At 50.5% G+C, this 22,797-nt stretch carries 15 protein-coding genes; 5 read left to right on the top strand and 10 right to left on the bottom strand.

Going from position 1 to position 22,797, the window contains the following annotated elements:
• The first annotated feature begins 105 nt into the window (after positions 1–105).
• Positions 106–2,295, top strand: coding sequence for a SpoIIE family protein phosphatase (locus NDI52_RS15385; protein ID WP_190774595.1), 2,190 nt, complete (start codon positions 106–108; stop codon positions 2,293–2,295).
• A gap of 418 nt (positions 2,296–2,713) precedes the next feature.
• Here the strand turns inward: NDI52_RS15385 and NDI52_RS15380 are convergent, their stop codons facing one another.
• Together NDI52_RS15380 and NDI52_RS15375 are read right to left on the bottom strand one after the other, a co-directional pair.
• Positions 2,714–5,059, bottom strand: coding sequence for a tyrosine-protein kinase domain-containing protein (locus tag NDI52_RS15380; protein WP_190774596.1), 2,346 nt, complete (start codon positions 5,057–5,059; stop codon positions 2,714–2,716).
• A 69-nt stretch (positions 5,060–5,128) separates the two neighbouring features.
• Positions 5,129–6,277, bottom strand: a complete 1,149-nt coding sequence (locus tag NDI52_RS15375; protein WP_190774597.1) for a polysaccharide biosynthesis/export family protein — start codon at positions 6,275–6,277, stop codon at positions 5,129–5,131.
• Positions 6,278–7,257: 980 nt separating this feature from the next.
• Between NDI52_RS15375 and NDI52_RS15370 the strand changes: the two genes are divergently transcribed.
• The 3 genes from NDI52_RS15370 to NDI52_RS15360 all read left to right on the top strand — a co-directional run bounded on the left by NDI52_RS15370 (position 7,258) and on the right by NDI52_RS15360 (position 11,397).
• On the top strand, positions 7,258–8,532 hold the full coding sequence (locus tag NDI52_RS15370) for a glycosyltransferase (RefSeq protein ID WP_190774598.1): 1,275 nt from the start codon (positions 7,258–7,260) through the stop codon (positions 8,530–8,532).
• A gap of 32 nt (positions 8,533–8,564) precedes the next feature.
• The gene (locus NDI52_RS15365) at positions 8,565–9,929 is read left to right on the top strand and encodes an oligosaccharide flippase family protein (protein ID WP_190774599.1); all 1,365 of its coding nucleotides are present in this window, start codon (positions 8,565–8,567) and stop codon (positions 9,927–9,929) included.
• 79 nt (positions 9,930–10,008) lie between these two features.
• Positions 10,009–11,397 (top strand): O-antigen ligase domain-containing protein, encoded by a 1,389-nt coding sequence (locus NDI52_RS15360; protein ID WP_190774600.1) that lies wholly within the window; start codon positions 10,009–10,011, stop codon positions 11,395–11,397.
• A 421-nt stretch (positions 11,398–11,818) separates the two neighbouring features.
• Here NDI52_RS15360 and NDI52_RS15355 read toward each other — a convergent pair whose 3' ends face one another.
• The 8 genes from NDI52_RS15355 to NDI52_RS15320 all read right to left on the bottom strand — a co-directional run bounded on the left by NDI52_RS15355 (position 11,819) and on the right by NDI52_RS15320 (position 21,139).
• On the bottom strand, positions 11,819–13,105 hold the full coding sequence (locus tag NDI52_RS15355) for a C1 family peptidase (RefSeq protein WP_348256465.1): 1,287 nt from the start codon (positions 13,103–13,105) through the stop codon (positions 11,819–11,821).
• 388 nt (positions 13,106–13,493) lie between these two features.
• A complete protein-coding gene (gene serS / locus NDI52_RS15350; protein WP_190774602.1) occupies positions 13,494–14,774 on the bottom strand; it encodes a serine--tRNA ligase in 1,281 nt (426 codons plus the stop codon).
• 56 nt (positions 14,775–14,830) lie between these two features.
• Entirely contained in the window at positions 14,831–15,940 is a 1,110-nt protein-coding gene (gene proB / locus NDI52_RS15345; RefSeq protein ID WP_190774603.1) for a glutamate 5-kinase, read from the bottom strand.
• Between the two features lie 779 nt (positions 15,941–16,719).
• Positions 16,720–17,241, bottom strand: a complete 522-nt coding sequence (locus tag NDI52_RS15340) for a YqeG family HAD IIIA-type phosphatase (protein WP_190774604.1) — start codon at positions 17,239–17,241, stop codon at positions 16,720–16,722.
• A 33-nt stretch (positions 17,242–17,274) separates the two neighbouring features.
• Positions 17,275–18,363: an endolytic transglycosylase MltG gene (mltG, locus tag NDI52_RS15335; protein WP_190774605.1), complete on the bottom strand. Its 1,089-nt coding sequence runs from the start codon at positions 18,361–18,363 to the stop codon at positions 17,275–17,277.
• 47 nt (positions 18,364–18,410) lie between these two features.
• Positions 18,411–19,016, bottom strand: coding sequence for a DUF3727 domain-containing protein (locus NDI52_RS15330; RefSeq protein WP_190774606.1), 606 nt, complete (start codon positions 19,014–19,016; stop codon positions 18,411–18,413).
• Between the two features lie 364 nt (positions 19,017–19,380).
• Positions 19,381–19,887 carry a Holliday junction resolvase RuvX gene (ruvX, locus tag NDI52_RS15325; protein ID WP_190774607.1) on the bottom strand — a complete coding sequence of 169 codons (507 nt, stop codon included), beginning with the start codon at positions 19,885–19,887 and terminating at the stop codon, positions 19,381–19,383.
• Between the two features lie 16 nt (positions 19,888–19,903).
• Positions 19,904–21,139 carry a GNAT family N-acetyltransferase gene (locus NDI52_RS15320; RefSeq protein ID WP_190774608.1) on the bottom strand — a complete coding sequence of 412 codons (1,236 nt, stop codon included), beginning with the start codon at positions 21,137–21,139 and terminating at the stop codon, positions 19,904–19,906.
• Between the two features lie 286 nt (positions 21,140–21,425).
• Here NDI52_RS15320 and NDI52_RS15315 point away from each other — a divergent pair, with 286 nt between their 5' ends.
• Positions 21,426–22,715, top strand: coding sequence for a Glu/Leu/Phe/Val dehydrogenase (locus NDI52_RS15315; RefSeq protein WP_190774609.1), 1,290 nt, complete (start codon positions 21,426–21,428; stop codon positions 22,713–22,715).
• The last annotated feature ends 82 nt before the right edge of the window (positions 22,716–22,797 follow it).

The raw sequence follows: 22,797 nt of genomic DNA, 5'->3' as shown, positions 1-22,797 counted from the left end.
CACCCGCCTCACTTACAAAAGTGGGTTTCCAACTCTGCAAAAGTGGGATGTACCCTTCATCACTTCATCTATTTGTATTAGCCTTAGCTATTCTTAAAGGTTTTTATGCCACGCTTGTCCCGTCCCTCGTTGCGATTCGTTTTGATTGTTCCGTTTGTTCTACAAATTTTTGGAACGGTGGGGTTAGTGGGTATCCTGTCATTTCGCAATGGGCAACGGGCTGTCAATGATCTGGCCTCTCAACTCCGGGGTGAGATTGCGGCTCGAATCGAACAGCAACTACGCAGCTATGTCAATTCCCCCTTTTTGTTGAACCAGATCAATGTCAGTGCCATGCAACAAGGCAGCCTGAATATGACCCGCTTACCGGATGCCTATCCCCTCTGGCAACAGGCTCGAACCTTTCCTGCAACTAACTTGATCTATTGTGGCCGTGAGTCTGATGGGGCATTTATGGGGGTCGGGCGGCCTAACGTTCCTGCGGGCCAAGATACGTTTGAGGTGCAAACCAGCAACGCTTCCACGAACTACCTATTCCGATACTCGGCCATTGATACAGAAGGTAATGTGGACAAGGTCGTGCGGCGAGGCGATCGCCCCTACGATCCCCGGGTTCGCCCCTGGTACAAGGCCGCTCAGGAGACGAAACAACCGGTTTGGAGTGATATCTACCTTGATTTTGATGCTCGGGTTCCAGTGATTACCGCCAGTCAGCCCGTGTTTGAACGTAGAAGTGGGCAATTTCTGGGGGTGTGCGCCGTGGATTTTCTCCTCTCGCAGGAGTTGGATACCTTCCTGAGTCAGTTGAATGTGGGAAAGACTGGAGAGACCTTTATTCTGGAGCGCTCGGGCACCGTCATTTCCAGTTCTAGTTCCACAGAGGAGGATTTGCTCGTCGGGGAAGATGACAATCTGCGGCGGATTCAGGCGGTTCAGAGCAAAAATCCTACCGTACGAGCAACGGCCCAATTTCTGGAAGATCAATTCGGCACCCTGGCGCGAATTCAGGAGCCTCAGCAGCTAAGTTTCACCCGAGAGGGGGAGGGGCTTCGCTTCGCTGGGGGCGATCGCCAATTCGTTCAGGTTACTCCCTTCCAGGATGGCAAGGGGCTGGATTGGTTAATTGTGGTGGTGATTCCAGAATCAGATTTTATGGCCCAGATTCAAGCCAATACCTATAACACTGTCCTGCTTTGCTTTGGGGCATTAGGGCTGGCAACCGGGCTGGGCATTCTGACCGCTCGCCAAATCACCCGTCCTATTCTCAACCTCAGCACAGCTTCCCAAATCCTCGCTGCTAAGGCGAGCTCTGCTGATCTAGGTAAAGAAACGGGTATCGCCGCTATCAAATCCAGCGGTATTGCAGAAATTGAAAGTTTGGCCCAATCTTTTGAGCAAATGGCCCATCAGCTTCAGGATGCATTTCTAGCCCTGGAAACCACAAATGAAGCGTTGGAAGATCGGGTCGAGCAACGTACCCAGGAGCTCCAGGTTGCGAATAGTGAAATTACCAAACTGAATCAACAGTTACAGGCTGAAAACCTGCGCATGGGAGCGGAACTGGAGGTTGCTCGCCAGATGCAGCAGATGATTTTACCGCGGGAGCATGAGTTGACGGCGATCGCCGACCTTGACATTGCAGGTTTTATGGAAGTAGCAACGGAGGTAGGTGGCGACTACTACGACATTATCTGTAATGAGGGTCGGGTTACAGTGGGAATTGGAGATGTCACCGGACACGGGTTACAGAGCGGTGTGCTGATGATTATGGTGCAAACTGCTGTCCGCACATTGCTTGCAACCCGAGGAGAAGATTTGCCGCAGTTTTTGAATTTGCTGAATCAGGTGATTTACGAAAATGCACAACGGCTCAGTCCGGGTAAGAATTTAACCCTAACCCTATTGGATTACCGGGATGGACAATTGCATGTCAGCGGCCAACATGAAGAAGTGCTAGTGGTACGGGCCAATGGCGAGTTGAAGCGACTCGACACCATAGACTTAGGGTTCCCATTGGGTATGGTGTCTGATATTCGAGAATTTGTCGCCCAAACTCAAATTCATTTGGAGCCGGGGGATGGGGTTGTACTCTACACCGATGGCATTACCGAAGCGGAGAATGCTGACCGCCAATTTTATGGGATAGATAGGCTCATCACCGTGGTGAAAGAGCATTGGGATGAAACATCTCAATTGATTCTGGAAACTGTATTGGAAGATGTGCGATCGCACATTGGCGACCACACCATTTTTGATGACCTGACCTTAATTGTTTTAAAGAAGAAGCTTGCATAATCTTTTCGTAGTCGCCAAAACTGAAGCATTTTTGTTGACTGGGATGCATGAACCACTCCAACCAGAATGCACGAATACCAATTCAATAAGAAGCTGCGCCTTTTCTGCGTCCTGACGCATCAGGACACAGAAAAGGCGCAGCTTCTTATTGAAACTTCAGTTCGGGATAAGCTGAAGTGCCCATTTTGGCGTGCGCAAAGCGCACGCCAAAATGAGCGTTTTCGAGTGCCGCGCAACGCGCGGCACTCGAAAACACCCTTAACCCGAACTCAGGTTATTGAAAAGACATCACTGAGCCAACCAGTGGACGCACTGACACAGTGCATCCGCTAGGGGTGGATAGAAACCCAATAACCAGGTTGAAAAAGGGTATGCAGATGCTCTTGCAATGGCTTAAATTGCAAGAGCAATTCGGGCTTTATGATTCTGAATCTCGCACATAGGCGGTCTGCTTGGCTGATATTTGGGAATAGACCGGGGAACTCTCCGAGGCCGGAAGCAGCAACTCTTCTGGGGAATCATCCTCATCCTCATCCCACCGAGGAATATTCTCTCGAACCGGTTTAGAGGCACGGTTGGCAACGGTACCCAGCAGGGGTAGGTCGTATTCTTTAATTTTCTTGATGCTCTGAGCCACCTTGGAACGGCTGGTCTGGCGGACCGACACCACCATCAAAATTCCATCAGCGTTAGCGGCTATAAAATTAGCATCCACCGCTTCCACCAGGTTGGGGCTGTCATAGATCACCAAATCATAAAGCGATTCCAATTTGCCCATTAACCCCTTCATTTGAGGCGATGCCATCAGGCGTGTGAGCCCAGATGTAACCGGTCCGGTCGTGAGCACATCCAGGTTTTCTACCTCAGGTGCGGATTGAATTACCTCATCGTGACTGGCTTTGCGGCGCAGTATATCCGACAGACCCCGGTTGTTGGACAAGCGCAACTTCCGGTGAACCTGGGGCGATCGCAAATTGGTATCGACCAATAGCACCCGCTGCCCTGTTGCCGCCGCCGCCCGAGCCAGATGTAAGGAGGTGGTGGTTTTTCCATCCCCCGGAGTGGCTGAGCAGACAACGAGCGATCGCACGGGTGACGTGCTATGTAAGAACCTGAGATTGGTATGGAGGGTTTCAAATGCCTCCTGAAAATCAAACGACCCCTGGCTCAACTCTTCAATCTGACCATTGGAGTGGGAGATCGTAACCAGTTGGAGAGACGGATCGCCATCGGTGCAGACAGGGATGATGCCCAATCGTGGAGCGGGTACCAGATCCTTTACATCATCCACATCGTAAAAGGTATCTTGCTTCCGTTCGATCAAGATTGAAAGACCCAGGCCCAGAGCCAAACCAGCAGCAGCTCCCGCTGCCAACGCCTTCATGTTACTGCTGGGGGTGCCAATGGCATTGCCGAATTCATCCTTGGGTACCTGAGGTTCTGCAATGACTTCCCAGGGCACTTCGTTCTGAGCTGCGGCAACTCTCAAAGATTCTCGCTGGCTTTGTAACTGGTTCAGGGTTTGGGTTGCAATCTGCAACTGTCGCTGAAGTTCGATATAGCGTCGCGAAATTTCAGGAAACTGCTGCACTTGCTGTTCTACAGCGACCCGGTTTTGAGCCAGGATGCGGTTCCGTACCTCTAGAACTTGAAGCTGATTGGTAGTTTCAACTAATTGGTCAATTAACCCAAGCCGTACGTCGTCCTGGAAGGTTGTCAGTTCCGTATTTTGGTCAACCTGAGCCAGGCCTCCCAAAATCTGCTGACTCCGCTGGGACAGCAAGTTATAAAGATTGTCTCGCCGTTCAAGCAGGCGTTGTACGGGAGGGGCTTCATCGCTCCAACGGGCTCTTTCAGTGGCCAGTTGTGCTTCCAGGTCATTCATATTTGTCAGCAATTGCTGATAACGAGGGTCCTGGCTAATGGCAGCTACGGCGATCGCTTCATCTGGGGTGAGCTGCAATTGACGTTGAAGTGCCGTGTAGAGTGTTCGGGTTTCCTGTAAAGTTTGCTGGGTTTCTAACTGCCGATTGCCAATATCTTGCAAACGTGTGTTGAGATCTTGCCCCTGGCTAGTCGGGTCGAGCAAATCATAGTCTTGCTGTAAAGACTGGATTTCCTCTTCTAGAGCATTAACCCGCGTTTCCAGGTCAGGCAGTTGATCATCAATAAACTTAACCCCTTCACCGATGCGGCTCTTACGATCCTGCAAACTGTAATTGAGATACTTATCTCTCACCTGATTCAAGACATCCTGCACAACTTCAGGATTTGTGCCTTGATAGCTGACGTCAAGGATACGGGTTTGGCTCTCCTGAGTTTTGCCGCCAGCACGAGCTACGGTTAACCCTTGTGTCAGTGCAAAGTAGGTAAATTCCGGATGTTTAGCATGAACCGCTTCGTAAACATCTTGAAGTACCTGGGGGCTACGCAGGATTTCTATCTGAGTCGGATAGTCCAGTCGGAACATATCCTGGCTGGGAACCCCGCCCGCTGTACGTGAAAGGCTAGTCGGTTCCGCAATCCGCGCTTCTGACGTAACCGGCTCTACCAGCAGACGAAAGTTGCCGCTATAGACGGTTGGGTCAGCAGATGTGGACATCCAAGCTGCGGCCGTTGTTGCCCCGGCCAACCCTACGATGATGGGCCAACGACGGAGGAGCATACGAATCAACGGGAAAATAGGAAGCCCTTGTTTCGGTGTACTACTGACTTCAAGGGGTTCCAGAGAATCTTCGTCGAGTAGATCCAATTCTTTAACCATTACGACCTCGTAGGGGATGACGATCTTCGGCTTGATGCACTCTCAAAGCCCTATAGCTTAAGGGCGTGGTTAAAACCCGAACAGACGGAAAATTGAAAAGACACTCGTTACAGGTGTCAAAACGGTATCCAGGAAGTCTGATGTACTTGCAATCCCTGATCGTCCCACCACAATGATGTCATTATTCCTGAGCGAGGGGTTATTGTCTTCACTAATTCCCTCTGCAAAGTCGACTGGAATGGTTCGCTTATCAACGGTGCCATCGTTATTCAAACGAATGAGTTGGACGTCCCTACGACGAGCTCGCCGGTTATCAAACCCACCGGCGGCCAAAATCGCCTGATTGAGGGTCGCATTGGGCAGCACAGCCAGTTGTCCGGGGTTAACCACTTCACCTACAACGTTGACATTGATGCTTTCCGGAGAAAAGCTAGTGCTCGCCAGTTGCGTGGCTTCTTCTGGCGTCAGTGCGGTGACCTCAGGAATGACCAGCGTGTCTCCGTCTCGGAGTACTAAATCTTCGCTTAAATCACCAGTTTGCAGGAAACTCCACAGGTCAATGGAGATGTTTTCATCCCTACCGTTGGATTGGGGGCGGCGCACCTCAATGCCTCGAACATTGGCCAGTTGGGTAATTCCGCCCGCATTTTGAATAGCCTGGGTTACGGTAAAGCGCTGTGTATCGGTGGCATTGGCCGCAACGGTATAGACACCAGGACGGTTGACCTGCCCAACAACCCCAACTCGCAGGGGACGGGGGGTCAATAGCGTGACGGTAATTAACGGATCGTTGATGAAGCGAGCATATCGCTGAGATAAAACTTGAGCCGCCTGTTCCAGGTTTAACCCCTGTACGGGAACTTTCCCAACCCAGGGCAGGTTGAGGGTACCGTCAATTAGTACGGTGTATTGCCCGTTTTGCCCGCTGAACTCTGGCACATCAAAGATGTCGATTTGAATCCCATCGCCGGCCCCCAGGATGTAGGGTTCTAAGTCAGGTTGCCGGTAGGGGGAAATGCCGGGTACCACACTGCCTGTATAGGGCGTGTACTGAGCTTGCGGTGACTGAGATTGAGCCGATTGAGGTTGGGCCGGCTGGGCCAGGCTGGGGGAAGGCTGGGCGATCGCGACGACTGCTAACACCCCGAGGCTAATGAACGCTCGCACAGAGAAATTAGAACTCCAGGCACGGGTCGTGGAGATAGGGGAATCATGCATGGGACTAGCAAATGGCAATGACATGAAGTTCAGTGACTTGAGGGGGGGCAACGTCATCTTTCAGGAGTAGCAGGGAACTCAGGCTCGCGAAGCGGTCATGCTCTGGCGACGGCTGGGTACCTTCAGAATGCCCATCTCCTGTAACGGATCATCACAAATCCAAAAAGTTGCCCTGGACATCGTTACAAATACGGATCAGTCAGTATAGGTAGAACAACGCAACACTCTGATTACTGCTAATGCTGGCAAAAGATTGGGATAGGCTGATCCGTATTAGGAACAACTTTACATAAGCAACATTAACAAGCCAGCTTGATGAAAAAATTATGGAATTTGAAAAAAAATCAGGATTATCCTCAGTGTCATGATCCAAACACTCTTTTTGTATTGTTGATTTTGTTCCTCCATTCAACGAATCTTGATGAAGTGCATTCCAAATCTTTAAATTTAAGAACTCAATGGCTTACGTGGTTGTCCTGCTCATTAAGCTGAAATTTTTGATTTCCTGCGTATAAGCTCTGTACAGGAATCACAGATTTAGAAGAAAGGCCTCCATGACTTTCCTCAAAACATCTGATTTTCCTGGGAAAAACTGGATGTTTCGGTTGTGTCATTGGAAGTCTAAAAGCGGAATTGCTATAGCAATTTCCTCCTGAAAATACAAGCAAACTTTACAAAGAATTTATAGACCTCTGTCCTGCCGTAAAATCTCCTTCCACGGAGGCGATCAATGCCAGTACCCTACGTCAGCTGACCTATGGTTAATAAAGAAATCAGGGTAGACAACCCTCTCCATCATGTAAATGAACTCACTCTTGGTTTTATAGTCTTACGCCCGGACTCATGCCCGACGTTATCTAGAAGGGAGACCTGGGAAACCTTTGAGAGGGTGACATTCGAAAATCACAATTTCTCTTGATCCAATGGGCTTTTCACGTCTCATTGTGTAATGTCTACTGTTTCCTCATCGAGCACGACCTATGGCGATCGCCTACTTTGTGAATCAATACCCAAAAGTGAGCCACAGCTTCATCCGGCGGGAAATTCAAGCATTGGAAGCGCAAGGGGTTCCCATTCGACGGTTTTCCATTCGGGCATGTGATTCAGAACTGGTAGACGAAGCGGATCAAGAAGAGTTAGACAAAACTACTGTTTTGCTCAAGAACGGCTTGAAAGGGTTACTTGCGCCTCTGCTACAGGTGGCGATCGCCCATCCACAAGGTTTGCTCGCTGCCCTAAAGCTGGCTTTTCAACTCAGTCGCACCTCTGATCGCAATCTGCTCTATCACCTGGTTTACATAGCGGAAGCCTGCGCCCTATATCAATACACGGCTCAAGATGGCATTCGGCATATCCATGCGCACTTTGGCACCAATTCCACGACAGTTGCCCTTCTGTGTAAAGCCCTGGGAGGCCCCTCCTATAGCTTTACTGTGCATGGCCCTGAGGAGTTTGACCGGCCCGAAACTCTGTCCCTAACCGAAAAAATTCGTCAGGCGGCTTTTGTGGTGGGGATTAGTTCCTTTAGCCGCAGTCAGCTTTATCGCTGGTGCGATCGCCAACAATGGGACAAAATTCACGTCATTCACTGTGGTGTCGACCAGCAGTTCCTGGCCCTTTCCCCTACGCCTGTTCCGGATGTGCCACAACTTGTTTGTGTTGGGCGTCTAAGTGAACAAAAGGGACATCTACTTTTACTGGAAGCGATTAAGCAACTGGCTGCCGAAGGGCTGCCGTTTAAGGTTGTGCTGGTAGGGGATGGCCCGCTGCGGCAAGAGGTGGAGGAGGCGATCGCCCAGTATCGTTTGCAAAACCATATTGAAATTACCGGTTGGGCCAGCGGCGCACAGGTTCAGAAACACCTCCAGGCTTCTCGTGCCTTGGTTCTTCCCAGTTTTGCTGAAGGGTTGCCCGTTGTCATTATGGAAGCGCTGGCTCTGGGACGGCCTGTGATTACAACCTATGTGGCAGGTATTCCTGAATTGGTAGAACCTGGGCAATGTGGTTGGCTGGTTCCACCCGGCTCTACAGAAAGTTTAGTGAAGGCTATGAAAGATTGTTTGAACACGCCTCTCGCAACCCTGGAGGCTATGGGGCAGAACGGGCGCGATCGTGTGCTTCAGCGCCACAATATCGTTACAGAAGCCACCCATCTGGCTAACTGTTTCAGGCGCTACCGGGCGCTACCCCTGTCAGAAACACCCCGCTCCGCACCCACCTCAGACGTGTCAATGCCGTCAACCCCCATTGTTTGAGCGTACTGCACCATCCCAGGAGATCATTGTTCATGGCGTCCACAACTTCGCTCAATAAGCTTGCTGTCAATGGGGCATTCTGGACTGTTTTAGGATACGGTGCATCCAACGGACTGCGCTTTATTGGGAACCTGATCCTAACTCGTTTACTGGCTCCTGAACTCTTTGGCCTCATGGCCCTGATGAATACGTTTCTGATCGGGCTGGCCTTGTTTTCAGATATTGGGATCGGCCCCAGCATTGTTCAGAATAAGCGTGGGCAAGATCCTATTTTTTTGAATACGGCCTGGACGCTTCAGGCCATTCGTGGCCTTTGCCTCTGGGTGATCTGCTGCATTCTTTCCTATCCCGTTAGTCGCTATTATGGTGACGCGCGTATTTTGATGATCATGCCCATTTTGGGCCTGAGCAGCCTCATGGCGGGGTTTAACTCTACATCCCTGATGCTGCTGAAGCGGGAGATGAATCTTCGAACCTCTACCCTGCTAGAGCTTGCAATTCAAGTGCTCTCGCTGACCATCATGGTGAGTTGGGCTTATTTCCAACCCACTATCTGGGCCCTTGTCGCAGGAACTATGATCAGTGTTGCGCTGAAGCTAATACTGAGCCATTTTTGGTTGCCCGGGGTGCGGAACCAGTTTGCCTGGGACAAGACCTGTGCTCAAGAGCTGTTCCGCTTTGGCCGCTGGATTTTTCTTTCTACTGCATTTACGTTCCTGGCAATGCAGAGCGATCGCTTGATTGTCGGAAAAATCGTCTCCATCGAAATGCTGGGGATTTACACCGTTTGTTTGTCCCTGTCGGATTTGCCGCGGCAAGTTGTGACGACATTAGGCTCAAATGTTATTTTCCCGATTATCGCTAAATCTGCAGACACTCCACGTTCAGAACTTCGTCGTAATTTTTTGAAGAAGCGATGGGTGTTACTGATGGGGGCAGCTGTGTTTGCAAGTATTCTGATAGCGGGGGGCGATCTGCTTGTCAAATTCTTGTATGACAGCCGCTATAGCCAGGACGCCTGGATTTTGACAGTACTGGCTATAGGATTCTGGCATACAGTACTTTACGACACAATGAACTCGTGTTTGTTAGGGTTGGGCAAACCCTACTATGGCACCACGGGTTACATGATTCGGTTTTTGATCCTGATACTGGGAGTTCCAGCGGCTTACAACGTTGCTGGTTTTGAAGCTGCCGTTTTTGTTATTGCCTTCCACGACTTACCCATGTACGTTGTCATCAGCTATGGGGCTGTCCGGGAGAAATTTAACAACCTGAATCAGGATTTAATGGCAACGGGAGTTTTTCTTCTGATTCTGGCTGCTGCCATTGGCATTCGGGTTGCTTGCGGCTTTGGTTTCCCACTTGAGCATCTGTTTCATTCCGCTGCAATGTGATGTTGCTTCTGCTAGGTCGCTTGATGCCTGCTTGGGATAGTTATCCCTGCGTCCACATAATGATCACCCCCTTTGAGCTATGAGCCCACTCGTCCCCCTGGTCATGTTTGGTTGGATACCCATGGTTTTGTACCTGTTTTCGAGGTATCCAGCCAGTCGGGCGATCGTGATCAGCTTTGTCGCAGCCTGGTTATTCCTTCCGCAGGCATCATTTCCATTGCCCGGTCTGCCAGACTATACCAAAATGTCGGCAACCTGCTATGGTGTTTTACTCGCGACGGCTCTATTCGATAGTGGGCGTTTTACAACCTTCCGACCCCATTGGATTGACATTCCTATTTTGCTCTGGTGCGCCAGTCCAATGGCCTCCTCTTTAACCAATGGTTTGGGGGCTTATGATGGTTTCTCCCAGAGTTTAGAGCAAACTATTTCGTGGGGCTTACCCTACTTTCTGGGACGGCTATATCTTGGAAATTGGGCAGGTCTCAAGCAATTAGCTATTGCCATTTTTATTGGTGGCTTAGCCTACATTCCCTTTATCTTTTTTGAGTTACGCTTTAGCCCGCAGTTGCATCGCATGGTGTATGGCTTCCACGCCCATGCAGATTTCTCCCAAACAATTCGCTACGGCGGATATCGACCCACTGTATTTATGCAGCACGGTCTAGCGGTTGGAGCCTGGATGATGGCGGCTACCCTTGTTGGCATTTGGCTCTGGCAAACAGGGGTGGTTAAAGAAGTATGGGGGATTAAGATGAAATGGTTAGTCCCTATCATCCTTGTTACATTCATTCTATGTAAATCAACAGGAGCTTATATGTTGCTCCTGTTTGGTCTTGCCATCCTCTATGCCGGAAAATATCTGCGCACGTCAATTCTGCTGCTGCTGATTGTCGCATTGGTGAATGTTTATTTGTATACGGCAGCAAGCGGTATGATTACCCCTGAACGCCGGGAAGTTTTAATCGAGAAGATTACTAACACGTTTGGTGAGGAACGTGCTCAATCCCTGGAATTTCGTATGAAAAATGAGGAAATTTTAGGGGAAAGGGCTCGGGAACAACCTGTGTTTGGCTGGGGCGGCTGGGGACGAGCTCGCGTTTATGACGAGAACGGTAAGGATCTGACAGTGACGGATAGCTTGTGGATCATTGCGTTTGGCGATCGCGGTCTCTTTGGGCTCATTAGCATGACAGCTGCCATGCTAATACCACCGATAATATTTAGCCTGGGAGCGTATCCTATTCGAGCATGGTCGCATCCCATCGCGGCCTCATCGGCCGTGCTTGTTACAATCATTACTCTCTATATGGTGGATTGTGTGCTCAACGCCATGATTAACCCAATCTATGTTATGGCTCTGGGTGGGGTATCGGGATTACTGGCTGCACATCCGCCAATCGTGAATCCTCGAAGGCGTTTGAGGCAGGCCCGATCCAAAGAGAAATATGCTCTGCCAAGCTCCTAGGGGTTGTTCTAAAAGGGTTTGTTTTTCGTGCGCAAAATACACGAAAAACGAACCCTTTTAGCGAGTTTTAAAGCATGTCCTATTAAATCAAGCCATGTTTGCAGGTGAGGGTGCTTCGCACCCCCACCTACAAACTCGGAAAGCTTAGCCGTCTGAGTATCAGCGACTAAGCATTGGAAATCAGCTTATGTTTGGCAGGGATAGGAAATACTTCCCGCTTTCAATCCCAGGCAAGGGCAAGAAACAGGGGGAAAGTGTAAAGCACCCACCTCCGCTTATTGCCTACCCATGATTGTTGTGATGCAAAATCCCTCTGGGAAATAGTATTTTTCGCAGTAGGGACAGCCATTTATCCCTGCATAAGGAAGCTTAAGTTGTGATGCTTGACTGGATGAATTTCCTAAGAGAATAGATAATCTGCTTATTCCTCATCAGAATATTCCTCTTCTTCCTCGTCGCTGTACTCTTCTTCCTCTTCTTCTTCCTCCTCTTCCTCGTCGCTGTACTCTTCTTCCTCTTCTTCTTCCTCTTCTTCTTCCTCCTCTTCCTCGTCGCTGTACTCTTCTTCCTCCTCTTCCTCTTCCTCTTCCTCTTCCTCTTGTCCACTACTGTTTCCGATTACGTAGTCATAGTCTTCATCTATGGCGTACTCATTGCAGAGTGTGTTCAGAGCTTCCAGAAATTCAGTAGCGTCCTCGATTGTTAGATCGAAGTTTCGGATTTCTAGATGAGTGAATTCTTCCTCAGATTCTTCGTAGTTATAGTCAAAGTAATAGTCTTCCTCGCTCTCAATGTACTCCTGACACAAACTATCTAGAGCTTCAGCAAAACCTTCAGGGTCTTCCGTCGTGATGTAAAAGTCATACAGAAGCAAAGAGTTTTCATCGGCGAAGTATGATTCATCTTCCTCCCAAACTTCTGATGTGAAGTCTAAATCGTTAACTGATTTGATAATCCAGGAATCATGACCGTTGTAATCCTGGTGCATTACATAGTCGTAAGGAATATAGCAATATCCGTTATCACCCCACTCTGGACCCCAGGAGTTTCGGACAATGAACATTTGATCTTTATCGGAATAGCCAACACAAAGCATGGCATGCCATGCATGGGTTTCGCGCACGTTCTCTGATTTTTTAGGGAGTGAAATACGGCCTCGATTTTCAGTCGCACTATTGAATGATTCAAATAGATTCAGGGCGAACGCAATAGGATAGCCTTCTGCTAAGGTATGTCGCCACAGATCTAAGTCTGTTTCAATAAACTCTGCTTCCGTAATTGTGAAATTAGCTGCATTCTCATAGGAAGTATCATCGGGTGACTGAAAAATCATGGCTTCATCATTCGGCCACAGATTTTCGCAACAGGCACCGTGTTCAATTAAGCTTTCAATCGCACAGTACATAGCTGTGCCGCTATCCTCATGTTGGCCGTTATGGCGAGCACGAGCGTTGTAATACACAAAGAGACGGCTTACATCACCAGATTCACCGTTCTCGCGTTTAGCTAAATATTCATAGGCTCCAACAAAGGCGTTGGCAACACAGCTATTGCCAACCTGCTCTTCTACGTCGGTCATAAATTTCCGCAGGTCAACACGAGGAGGAAGTTGCTTCTGCTGAAATCGTCCAATCTGATGAACTTTAGCCTGGCTGGGGCGGCCACCTGCTTGATAACCACCAATCCGATATTTCAAATTCGTACCCATTGAAACGTTCCCTTCTGGTACTAGCCCAAAAATCTTGTGTATCCAACTATTCCCAAGCGGGTTTATTGGCTCCCAAGCCTCATCAATTCTTCAAAACAGTTGTACAGCCCTGTACGGATTGGTTCAGTTCAAAAGAATGTGGTGTGAGGTGTGAAGAACACCTCCTACAAAATCAATCTATGAGGCACTTAAGCGAGAACTGCTAAGGTGTTTAGCAGATTAGGCAGAGCATGCTGATTTCTAGGTTTTGAGAGTTGGCAAGCTAAGGGTGACTTGCACAGCAGGATACCCTTAGCTAGGACATTTTGCTGGACAACAGAAAGGATTAAGCGCCGTGCAGCGCACGGCGCTTAATCCTAAACAGAGAACGATCGGGACAGAATGAACTTTAGAGAATATCCCGGCTCATAAATGATTGCAGTACCTCGGGAATCTTAACGGTACCGTCTGGTTGCTGATAGTTTTCCAAAATGGCAGCCATCGTACGGCCTACCGCTAGACCAGAACCATTTAAGGTATGCACAAATTGAGTTCCCTTTTTGCCCGCTTCCTTAAAGCGTATATTGGCACGGCGGGCCTGGAAATCCCAACAATTAGAACAGCTGGAGATTTCTCGGTACTTGCCCTGGCTGGGCATCCATACTTCCAAGTCGTAAGTTTTAATCGCAGAAAACCCCAGATCTCCAGTACAGAGTTCAATCACCCGATAAGGGAGCTTAAGGGCCTGTAATACTCCTTCTGCGTCCTTCAGAAGTGCTTGATGCTCACGCTCTGATTGTTCGGGGTGGGTGAACTTGTACATCTCGACTTTGTCGAATTGGTGTAAGCGAATTAGCCCTCGGGTGTCGCGGCCATAGCTGCCTGCTTCTCGACGGAAGCAAGGGGTGTAGGCACAGTAATGCAAGGGAAGGGATTCAGCTTCCAAAATTTCATCACGGTGGAAGCTGGTGATGGGCACCTCGGCGGTGGGAGTGAGCCATAGGTCATCGCGATCGCACTTAAAGCTCTCCTCCGCAAACTTGGGCAGTTGCCCCGATGCCGTAAGCGAAGCGGTATTAATCAGGAAGGGTGGCAGTACCTCGGTATAGCCCGCTTCCAAGTGGCGATTGAGCATGAAATTAATCAGCGCCCGTTCCAAGGCTGCTCCGGCTCCCAATAGGGTCACAAAGCGGCTTTGGGCAATACGGGTAGAGCGCTCAAAGTTGAAGATGCCTAACTTTTCCCCGATTTCAAAATGGGGCAAGATGTCAGGATTTTGAGAAATGAACTCGTCTCCCCAGCGGTACAACTCAACGTTCTCGTCTTCGTCTTTGCCTGCAGGAGTTGTGTCGCTAGGCAGGTTAGGCAGCTCCATCATGCGAGCTTCGATCTGGGCCTTGAGGTCACGTTCCTGCGGCTCCAAATCTGCGATCTGGGTTTTGACCTGGTTTCCTTCCTCTTTCAATGCCAACACAGAAGAATCATCAGGTTTTGTGCCCGACTTCATCTTCTGGCCAACTTCCTTGCCAATTTCATTGCTACGGGCCTGAAGTTGCGATCGCCGTCCCTCCAATTCCCGTTGCTGCCGATCCAGTTCCAAAATGGGAGTCAGATCATAGCCGCCCCCCCGGCGGTTCAGCCGCTCCTGGACGTACTCTGGATTTTCGCGAATCTGTTTAAGGTCCAGCATGCTCCGTTAACAATGATGAAGATAGGCCAACCATGAGTTTAGCGCGAGTTGGGGCGTTAGCTGAGCACCAGATTGTCCCGATGAATGACGGTCTCTGCCCCTTCGTAACCGAGAATTTGAACAATTTTGTCGGAATGGTGCCCCCGGATTTGTTGAAGCTCTCTACTACTGTAATTAACGATCCCTCGGGCGATTTCGTTGCCATGCTCGTCACACAATTGAACCGAATCGCGGCGGAGAAATTCTCCATCCACCTGAATTATGCCGGCGGCCAAGAGCGATCTGCCTGCGTGGGCGATCGCCCGTACCGCTCCCGCATCCAGGTACAACTTGCCCGACGGAATTAGACCATTAGCAATCCACCGCTTGCGAGCATTCTGACGTTGCGCCGCAGGTTCAAATTGGGTGCCCAAGGGTTCACCTTGGAGAATTTTCTCGATGTTTTGGGGCGATCGCCCCTCCATAATCACAGTGCGCACTCCGGCACTCGTGGCGATACGGGCAGCGGTGATTTTGGTGATCATGCCGCCGGTACCCCAGTTGGAACCGCGATCGCCCACCTGCACCTGAGCTTCCAGTTCTTTAATATTGCCGACCAGGCTGATAGGTTGTGCTTCAGGGTTGGAGCGGGGATCGGCGGAGTAGAGACGATCCACATCAGTCAGTAAGAAGAGCCAATGTGCCCCGATCAATCCAGCAACCATGGCTGATAGGGTATCGTTATCTCCAAACTTCAGTTCATCCACTGCCAGAGTGTCATTCTCATTGACGATGGGGATGACTCCTAACTTCAGAAGTTGGCGAAAGGTCCGATATGCATTGACGTAGCGGCTCCGTTGAGTCAAGTCGCCTCGGGTAATCAGAACCTGGGCGATGGGCTGATTTAAGGAGGTGAAGAAGTCGTCGTAGACCCGCATTAAACGCCCTTGTCCAACGGCAGCGACGGCCTGCTTCATGGCCATAGTACGAGGCCGTTCTTTGAGCCCCAGTCGTGTACACCCGACCCCAACGGCTCCCGATGACACCAGTACAACCCGATGCCCCAGCCGTTGCAATTGACACAGAACTTCTACAAGGGCCGTGATGGTAGAGAGGGCCAGCAGTCCTGTTTCGGGGTTCGTAAGGCTGGAGGTTCCAATTTTGATAACCAGCGTTTGCGGTTTCATAGGGTCTAGGCAGATGATGCAGAAATAGCAGGACGTCTGGCGTACGAGTAGAACGACGGGAACCGTTCCATCAAGAAATATGCCCGGTGGAGGCATTAATTTAAATAAAACGCCAGAGTAGAATTACTGGAACTGTTTCCTTCTGTAGAGAGAGGGCCCAGTAACACAATTTTCCAGTCTACCTGGGAATCTCTGCAATGGGAAAGCGCCAGCCTCAACAATAGAAACTGGCGCTATGCCCATGTTTATTAGGATTTATACTGTAGGGTCTTTATCGGTGCGACCCCATTTATCTATTACTAGAATGCCAGCGAAAAGACTGTCTCCATTTGTTTTTAATATTTTCTTTAGATTGCGAGAGGTCTCGAAAAACGGCGAAATGTTTACTTTTACTAAGTCTCTTTTTTGTTACGTAGCGCACAACAAAAAAAACGGGTTTCCGTTGCTCTAGGCTTCTAAACTTACCGTAATAGAGTTTGTATCGGCGGGTTGCTTCAGTATCCAACCCTGCTTTACCTTATTGCTTTCCCTTATAGCAATGGTGAGTGTATTAGGTGCAGCAACGGTGGTGTGGGACACGAAGTGCCCTACACCACCGTACTTAATCAACGCGCACAGCGCTATAAAAGAAAGAAGTGTAATTTTTTACATGTAATACTTTTCAATGTGAAGATGCCGTTGATGATCTACGCCCTGTTTTATAGGGGATAGACCATCAACGGCATCTTCATGGTGATTTGGAATCAGTATTTTGAGACTAGCCCCGATCCCCAGGACGGTTAAGGGGATTCTGCCAGAGAGGCTCCCAGTTTTTGAGAAATCCAGACTTCCATACTACGGGTCATAGATTTACGGGCCGCTTGAGCAGGGTCAACCATGGGTTCCACCAGAATGGTGAACATCCCCAGGCGGTTGCCGACCAGAACATCGGTGAAGAGGCGATCGCCCACCATGGCTACCTGTTCCACTGGAATGTTCATCGAGTCGACAGCCTGGCGAACTTTCCGGCGGGAAGGTTTGCGGGCACCGGACAAAAAGGGAACATTCAACTCTTCGGCAATACGGCTGATGCGGGTGCGGCTGATGTTGTTGCTCACCAGCCACAGAGATACCACCGGACGAATTTGCTCAAACCAAGCTTTGAGTTCCTCCGAGGCCGCATCCAGGCTCATGGGAACCAGGGTTTCATCCACATCCAACACCATGCCCCGCACGTTGTTCTGGGTAAGTTGGTCAGCCGTCAGGCCAATAATTGGTCCTCCCAGCACTAGGTCAGGTTGTAGAAGTTTGCCCCAGGACATACGCGATCACAATAGAAGAATTAAGGTTGGCAATTAGTTGGTGGTCGTGTCTCTATTTGGCGTTTGCTCTGCCAGAGTGGCATCTACTGCATCTTTAGCCGCCTCATGCTCAGCGAGGGTGCGGCTAAAAATGTGAGTTCCATCGTAGCGGGCCATGAAGTAGAGATAATCTGTGTTTTCCGGCTTCAGAGAAACCTCAAGGCTGGCCAGCCCGGGTGCCGCGATCGGTGTTGGCGGAAGCCCTGCGTTGACGTAGGTATTGTAAGGAGAGGGGGTAGCGACCTGAGCGTAGGTCAGAGGTTTCTCGACGGTTTGCCGAATGCCTAAGCCATATTCCACCGTAGGATCAGCCCCCAACGGCATGCCCTCCTGTAGTCTTCGGGCGAAAACCCCCGCAATGGTAGGGCGTTCAGCATCTACGACTGCCTCCTTCTCGACAATACTGGCCAGGGTTACCCATTCCAGTAAAGTATAGGGGCTCTTATTCTTCTGAGCCTCGTAGACGGGTAGTGCGACCTGCTGAAACTGGGTGAGCATCTGGTCAATCGCCTTTTCCGCCGTTAATGTGCCCTCAAACACATAGGTGTCGGGGAACAGAAACCCTTCTAAATGGGGCAAATTCTCAGGAAGCCAGGGGAAGCGATCGCGCGGCACCTTCTTACTGGCCTGCACGAATTCCTCGGCCTTAAAAAAGCCCTGTTCCTCAAAGTAGTTGCCCATTTGCTGAATAGACCAGCCTTCAGGAATGGTGTAGCTAAGTTGCATCACCTGCCCTTGCCAGATCTGATCAGCAATCGCTGTCATGGGTACTGTGGGTGATAACGCATAAGTGCCTGCCTGGTAGCTACCCGCTTTGTCTTGCAGGGACTGCCAGCGTGTCCACAGTTCCCAGGCCCGATCTGACCGAATCAGCCCTAGTTCTTCCAAACTTTGGCCGATTTCCTCAGCCGTTGCTCCAGGGGGGATGTCTACCTGAATTGTGTCCTTGTTGGCTTCAGTAGCGGCACTGGCTTCAACCGGGGCATTAGCCCAACTCCACCAGCGCCATCCTTGCCAACCAGATACGCCAATCACCACGGGCAAAAGCGCCAGGTAAAACAACCACTTTGAGAATTGCTTCATGGTTTTGGTAGGGGGGTTAATCCGATAGAGGAAAACTAACTCGGACTTTACTCCAGCGCGTCAAACAATTGGGCCTCAAGCTGCGATCGCACCGCCTGGAACTCTTCTGGAGAGAGCAACTTGGCTTCGCCATTGGAATCGCGACGGGCAAAAAACAACAGGGGATCCAGGGGGGTACACACTTCGTATTCTTGCTCTTCGTGGTAGAAGTAGGCCAACCGCTGAAACTGCTCAGATTGCTCTGCATCGAGGCTGGCTTCGTCTTCGCCCACGTCCAGAGTAATAATATCCTCTTCCTCCACATCCGGCAGATCTCCGGAGGCGCTAAGGGTGAAGGCTGTACGCTTCAGTATCAAATCTTGCTCAGCTAAAACAGCCTTAGCGGTATCGAAGACAGTATCAATGTCTTCATCTGCCAGATCGACCATGGTTTCCACTTCTTCATCGTCATCTTCGGAAACCCATGCGAAGATTTCGATTGGAGAATCGACGGGCAGCAGCAATAAGTACTCGGCATCATCAACTTCCAACGTGTGCTCGACGTAGCACATGAGCGATCGCCCGGCTTCGTCAAATAGCTCAATGGTTGAGAGTTGATCGTCCTCCATATCACCCATTTCTGAAAAATCGCTTCCTTTCCCTGCTTTTGTCATTCCGTCTAATCCTAGCGAGTCTTGAGTTTTTGCTACGATCGCCATTTTTAGTGCGATCGCCCCATTGTAGCGGTCAAATGATAACCAGAGGCTATGCTACTTTCCTTCAGCCTAAAATTTCAGCACCTATAGGAAGATAACCTACGAAAAACTTTACCGCATGACCTGTACCCTTAGCGGTAAAGCCATCTGATACCGACAACTATTTGCTCCAGCGAGCGAGTACTTCGCACGCTATTGCTTAGGTAAACGGTGATCCTCTATAATCTTGCGCTTTTCTAGAACCAGGCGCAGCAGAGTAATGTTTCTGCTGCGCTGGTGCAAGCCTGGGGTAGATCCCGGTTAGCCAAGAACACTGTTCCGGCTAACTTATGGGTTCAGCCGCCGGACGTGGGTTAAGCGGGGATTCAGAATTGATAGCAGAAGGCTTTTGAGATAGTTTCTCGCGACGCTCATCCAACCATCGCTGCAAGATTAGGGCGGCAGCCTTGCGATCAATCAACCCCTTGTCGTATTGGAGCGATCGCCCCTCCTGTACCAGCATTTGCTCAGCTTCATGGGAGCTCAGACGCTCATCCATATAAGTGATGGGCATGTTGAGGGCTTTGGAAAGGCGATCGGCAAACTTTTGTACTTGACGGGCCTGGGCACCCAGTTCTCCCTGCATGGTGTAAGGCAGGCCAATGACTAGAATTTCGGCCTGACGTTCCTGGGCGATCGCACCAATTTTTGCCAGATCCTCAACAAAGCTGGTGCGTTGAATTGTTGTTAACCCAGTAGCAATCAGCCCAGTGCCATCACACCCGGCTATCCCAATCCGCTTGCGCCCCACATCTAAGCCGAGGGCAGAAATTCGAGAGCTACGGCCCATGACTATAACCGACCCCTCAGGCTCCCGACGGATGGAGTGGATCTTCAGGGGCGGGACGAGAAGTCTTACCCCGAGGCAGGCCGCTTTGCTCCAAACTGGAGGTACCGCTCGCTAAACCGTTGGCTTTGGCGGATAGCTTCTGCCACTGCCAAGAATCCAGCAGGGAAAAACGGCTAGGAATGGGAGTACGGGACGGTTGCAGGCTCTGTAGCATATCTGCAATCTGCAAGGCCTCCAGCGGACGAGCCTCCCGTACCTTGTGCCACACCGACCGAGATAACAACAAGGTGCGCTCGGTTGGGGCTGCGCCCAGCTTGTCGAGGTACTCTTCCCGCTCGGTCTGGTAGTCTGCAGAGGTTAACCGCAGGGATTGTGCTGGGTAGGCCTGAATGGCACGGGCCATCTGGCGCAATAACTCGGCGTAAAGCCAGGTGTATTCAGGATGAACGGTTAATTCTGCACTATGGGGCTGGGAGCCGTCCTTACACAGATTGAGATGGAAGTAGCCGATCGCTGCTTTCCGCTGGGGTTGAAATACATAGCCCCGTACCACTTCTGTGTGATCTGACCAGTGCCGCAGGCCACCGGCTACTGTTGTCAGCAGATTGCGACGGAAATCCACAATGTGACGGTCAAAGACCTGGCGCAACGTGGGCGGCATGGAGAAGGTATCAAGCTGATGGAGTAACCCTGCATCCGCGTTGCTGACAGGCAGTAGATTTGGCAGATCAGGTTCTTCCTGAGCCAAAGATTGGAGAAGTTCGGGAGCCATCGCCCAATAGGTTAGATGGGCCAGCGGCTGAAATCCGTTTTGCCGAGATAGCCCCAATAGCATCTCGTCATTCACGTCCACTTCCATCAACCACATCCGCGCTTCCCAAATGGATTGCAGACAATAGCGAATGAGCTGGGAGCCTACATCGGTTGGGAGAGATGTGCCGGCCTCACCTGTAATGCTATCCAGGAGTAAGCGATCGATGCGCCAGGTGCTACGGGTTTTGTTGAAGGGGGAAACCTGAATGACACCCCGAAGGCGATCGCCCTGCTCAGCTACATAGTTTGAAAAGACATGCTGGAAGGGATTCGGAAACAAACTCAGCCCTTTCAATAACCCGTACCAGCGGCGCAAGTGTCGCCATTCTAACGACTGAGCCTGGGAATCGGACGCCAGCATCCCTTCAATAGCATCCAGGTCGCGCCGTACAAATGGACGAATTTTCAGTTCGGGTGTTTCAGGCGTTTGAGAGGACATGAGAAATTTGCTCTCGTAGGCGAGTTAGGGAGGATCCAACTATCTTCTCTATCCTAGACCAAAACCTTAGAGAAGGCAGGAGACAGAGGGGAGAAGGCAGGAGGACAAAACCCCATATTTTTCCACCTTCTCCCCTTTATTCCCTTACGCCACTTTAAGCTCTGTCCCGCGCACCAAGCTGATCCCCGTGATACCTGGCTATACTTTTAGGGAATTCTAGGATTATCAGGATGAGGCCCTCGCTTCGCCATCGCCTCATCCTAATCCACTAAGGAGAGTGAAAATTATGTCGCAGTCATTGCTGTCGGATGCCAACCAGCGGTTGGAGAAAGCGCTGCGCTACGTCATGATCGATGAAGATGTAGCCATCCGTCTGCATTACCCTAAGTCCAGCCTCACCGTTTCTATTCCAGTGCGGATGGATGATGGTTCTCTGAGGGTTTTCCAGGGCTATCGAGTGCGCTATGACGATAGCCGGGGGCCCACGAAGGGAGGGGTGCGCTTCCACCCCGGTGTGAATTTAGACGAAGTCCAGTCTTTAGCTTTTTGGATGACGTTCAAGTGCGCTGCTTTGAGCCTACCCTTTGGGGGAGCGAAGGGCGGAATTCAGCTGAATCCGAAGGAGCTTTCGAAGTTTGAGTTGGAGCGGTTATCGCGGGGGTATGTGGATGCGATCGCCGACTTTATTGGCCCCGACATTGACATCCCTGCCCCCGATGTCTACACCAACGCCATGATTATGGGTTGGATGATGGATCAGTACAGCATCATCCAGCGGCGAATTGTGCCGGGAGTTGTCACAGGCAAGCCCATTGGCATGGGCGGTAGCCTGGGGCGTGAAACGGCAACAGCCATGGGAGCATTCTTTGTAATGCAACGCATCCTGGGACGCCTAGACCAGGCTCCGGAAAACACCACTGTTGCAGTTCAAGGCTTTGGCAATGCCGGGGCAACCATTGCAGAACTGTTGCACCGAGCCGGGTACAAGGTAGTGGCTGTGAGCGATTCCCGCGGTGCTATCTATGCCCCCAGCGGTTTGGATATTCCCAGCGTTCGCCAGTTTAAGGACTCTACCCGAAAACTTCAGGCCGTCTACTGTGAAGGAACGGTTTGTAATCTGATGAATGGTCACGATGACATCACCAACGAGGAGTTGCTGGAACTGGATGTAGATGTCTTAATACCTGCGGCTCTGGAAAATCAAATTACTGCCCAGAATGCTGATCGCATCAAAGCCCCTTACATTTTTGAGGTGGCGAATGGCCCCATCACTTCCGATGCTGACGCCATTCTGGAGCAGAACGGTATCCAGGTCTTCCCCGACATTTTGGTGAATGCAGGTGGGGTGACGGTGAGCTACTTCGAGTGGGTCCAAAATCGCAGTGGGATGTACTGGTCTCTGGAAGAAGTTAACCAGAAGCTCAAAGTGGCGATGGATCGGGAGACGGATCATATTTGGGCGATCGTTCAAGAGCTTCATGTGTCTATGCGTACCGCTGCCTATATCCATGCCTTGAATCGACTTGGCGATGCTATTCAGGCAAAAGGTACACGGGCGTATTATTTGAATCCGTAGGAGGGAAGGCAGAAGGCAGAAGGCGGAGGGCTAGAAGCCACAGTGGTTAACTTTCTTTCACTCTGCCCCTTATTCTTCAAAA

The organism is Leptolyngbya sp. PL-A3 (assembly GCF_039962325.1).
Taxonomy (GTDB): domain Bacteria; phylum Cyanobacteriota; class Cyanobacteriia; order Elainellales; family Elainellaceae; genus Vacuolonema.
This window is presented reverse-complemented; position numbering and strand designations above follow the sequence as displayed.

Coding starts and splice junctions, on each gene's coding strand:
- NDI52_RS15365 (WP_190774599.1), top strand. CDS start 8,565: ATGGCGTCCACAACTTCGCTCAATAAGCTTGCTGTCAATGGGGCATTC.
- NDI52_RS15355 (WP_348256465.1), bottom strand. CDS start 13,105: ATGGGTACGAATTTGAAATATCGGATTGGTGGTTATCAAGCAGGTGGC.
- NDI52_RS15380 (WP_190774596.1), bottom strand. CDS start 5,059: ATGGTTAAAGAATTGGATCTACTCGACGAAGATTCTCTGGAACCCCTT.
- NDI52_RS15370 (WP_190774598.1), top strand. CDS start 7,258: ATGGCGATCGCCTACTTTGTGAATCAATACCCAAAAGTGAGCCACAGC.
- NDI52_RS15375 (WP_190774597.1), bottom strand. CDS start 6,277: ATGCATGATTCCCCTATCTCCACGACCCGTGCCTGGAGTTCTAATTTC.
- NDI52_RS15315 (WP_190774609.1), top strand. CDS start 21,426: ATGTCGCAGTCATTGCTGTCGGATGCCAACCAGCGGTTGGAGAAAGCG.
- ruvX (WP_190774607.1), bottom strand. CDS start 19,887: ATGGGCCGTAGCTCTCGAATTTCTGCCCTCGGCTTAGATGTGGGGCGC.
- NDI52_RS15385 (WP_190774595.1), top strand. CDS start 106: ATGCCACGCTTGTCCCGTCCCTCGTTGCGATTCGTTTTGATTGTTCCG.
- serS (WP_190774602.1), bottom strand. CDS start 14,774: ATGCTGGACCTTAAACAGATTCGCGAAAATCCAGAGTACGTCCAGGAG.
- NDI52_RS15330 (WP_190774606.1), bottom strand. CDS start 19,016: ATGACAAAAGCAGGGAAAGGAAGCGATTTTTCAGAAATGGGTGATATG.
- NDI52_RS15360 (WP_190774600.1), top strand. CDS start 10,009: ATGAGCCCACTCGTCCCCCTGGTCATGTTTGGTTGGATACCCATGGTT.
- proB (WP_190774603.1), bottom strand. CDS start 15,940: ATGAAACCGCAAACGCTGGTTATCAAAATTGGAACCTCCAGCCTTACG.
- mltG (WP_190774605.1), bottom strand. CDS start 18,363: ATGAAGCAATTCTCAAAGTGGTTGTTTTACCTGGCGCTTTTGCCCGTG.
- NDI52_RS15320 (WP_190774608.1), bottom strand. CDS start 21,139: ATGTCCTCTCAAACGCCTGAAACACCCGAACTGAAAATTCGTCCATTT.
- NDI52_RS15340 (WP_190774604.1), bottom strand. CDS start 17,241: ATGTCCTGGGGCAAACTTCTACAACCTGACCTAGTGCTGGGAGGACCA.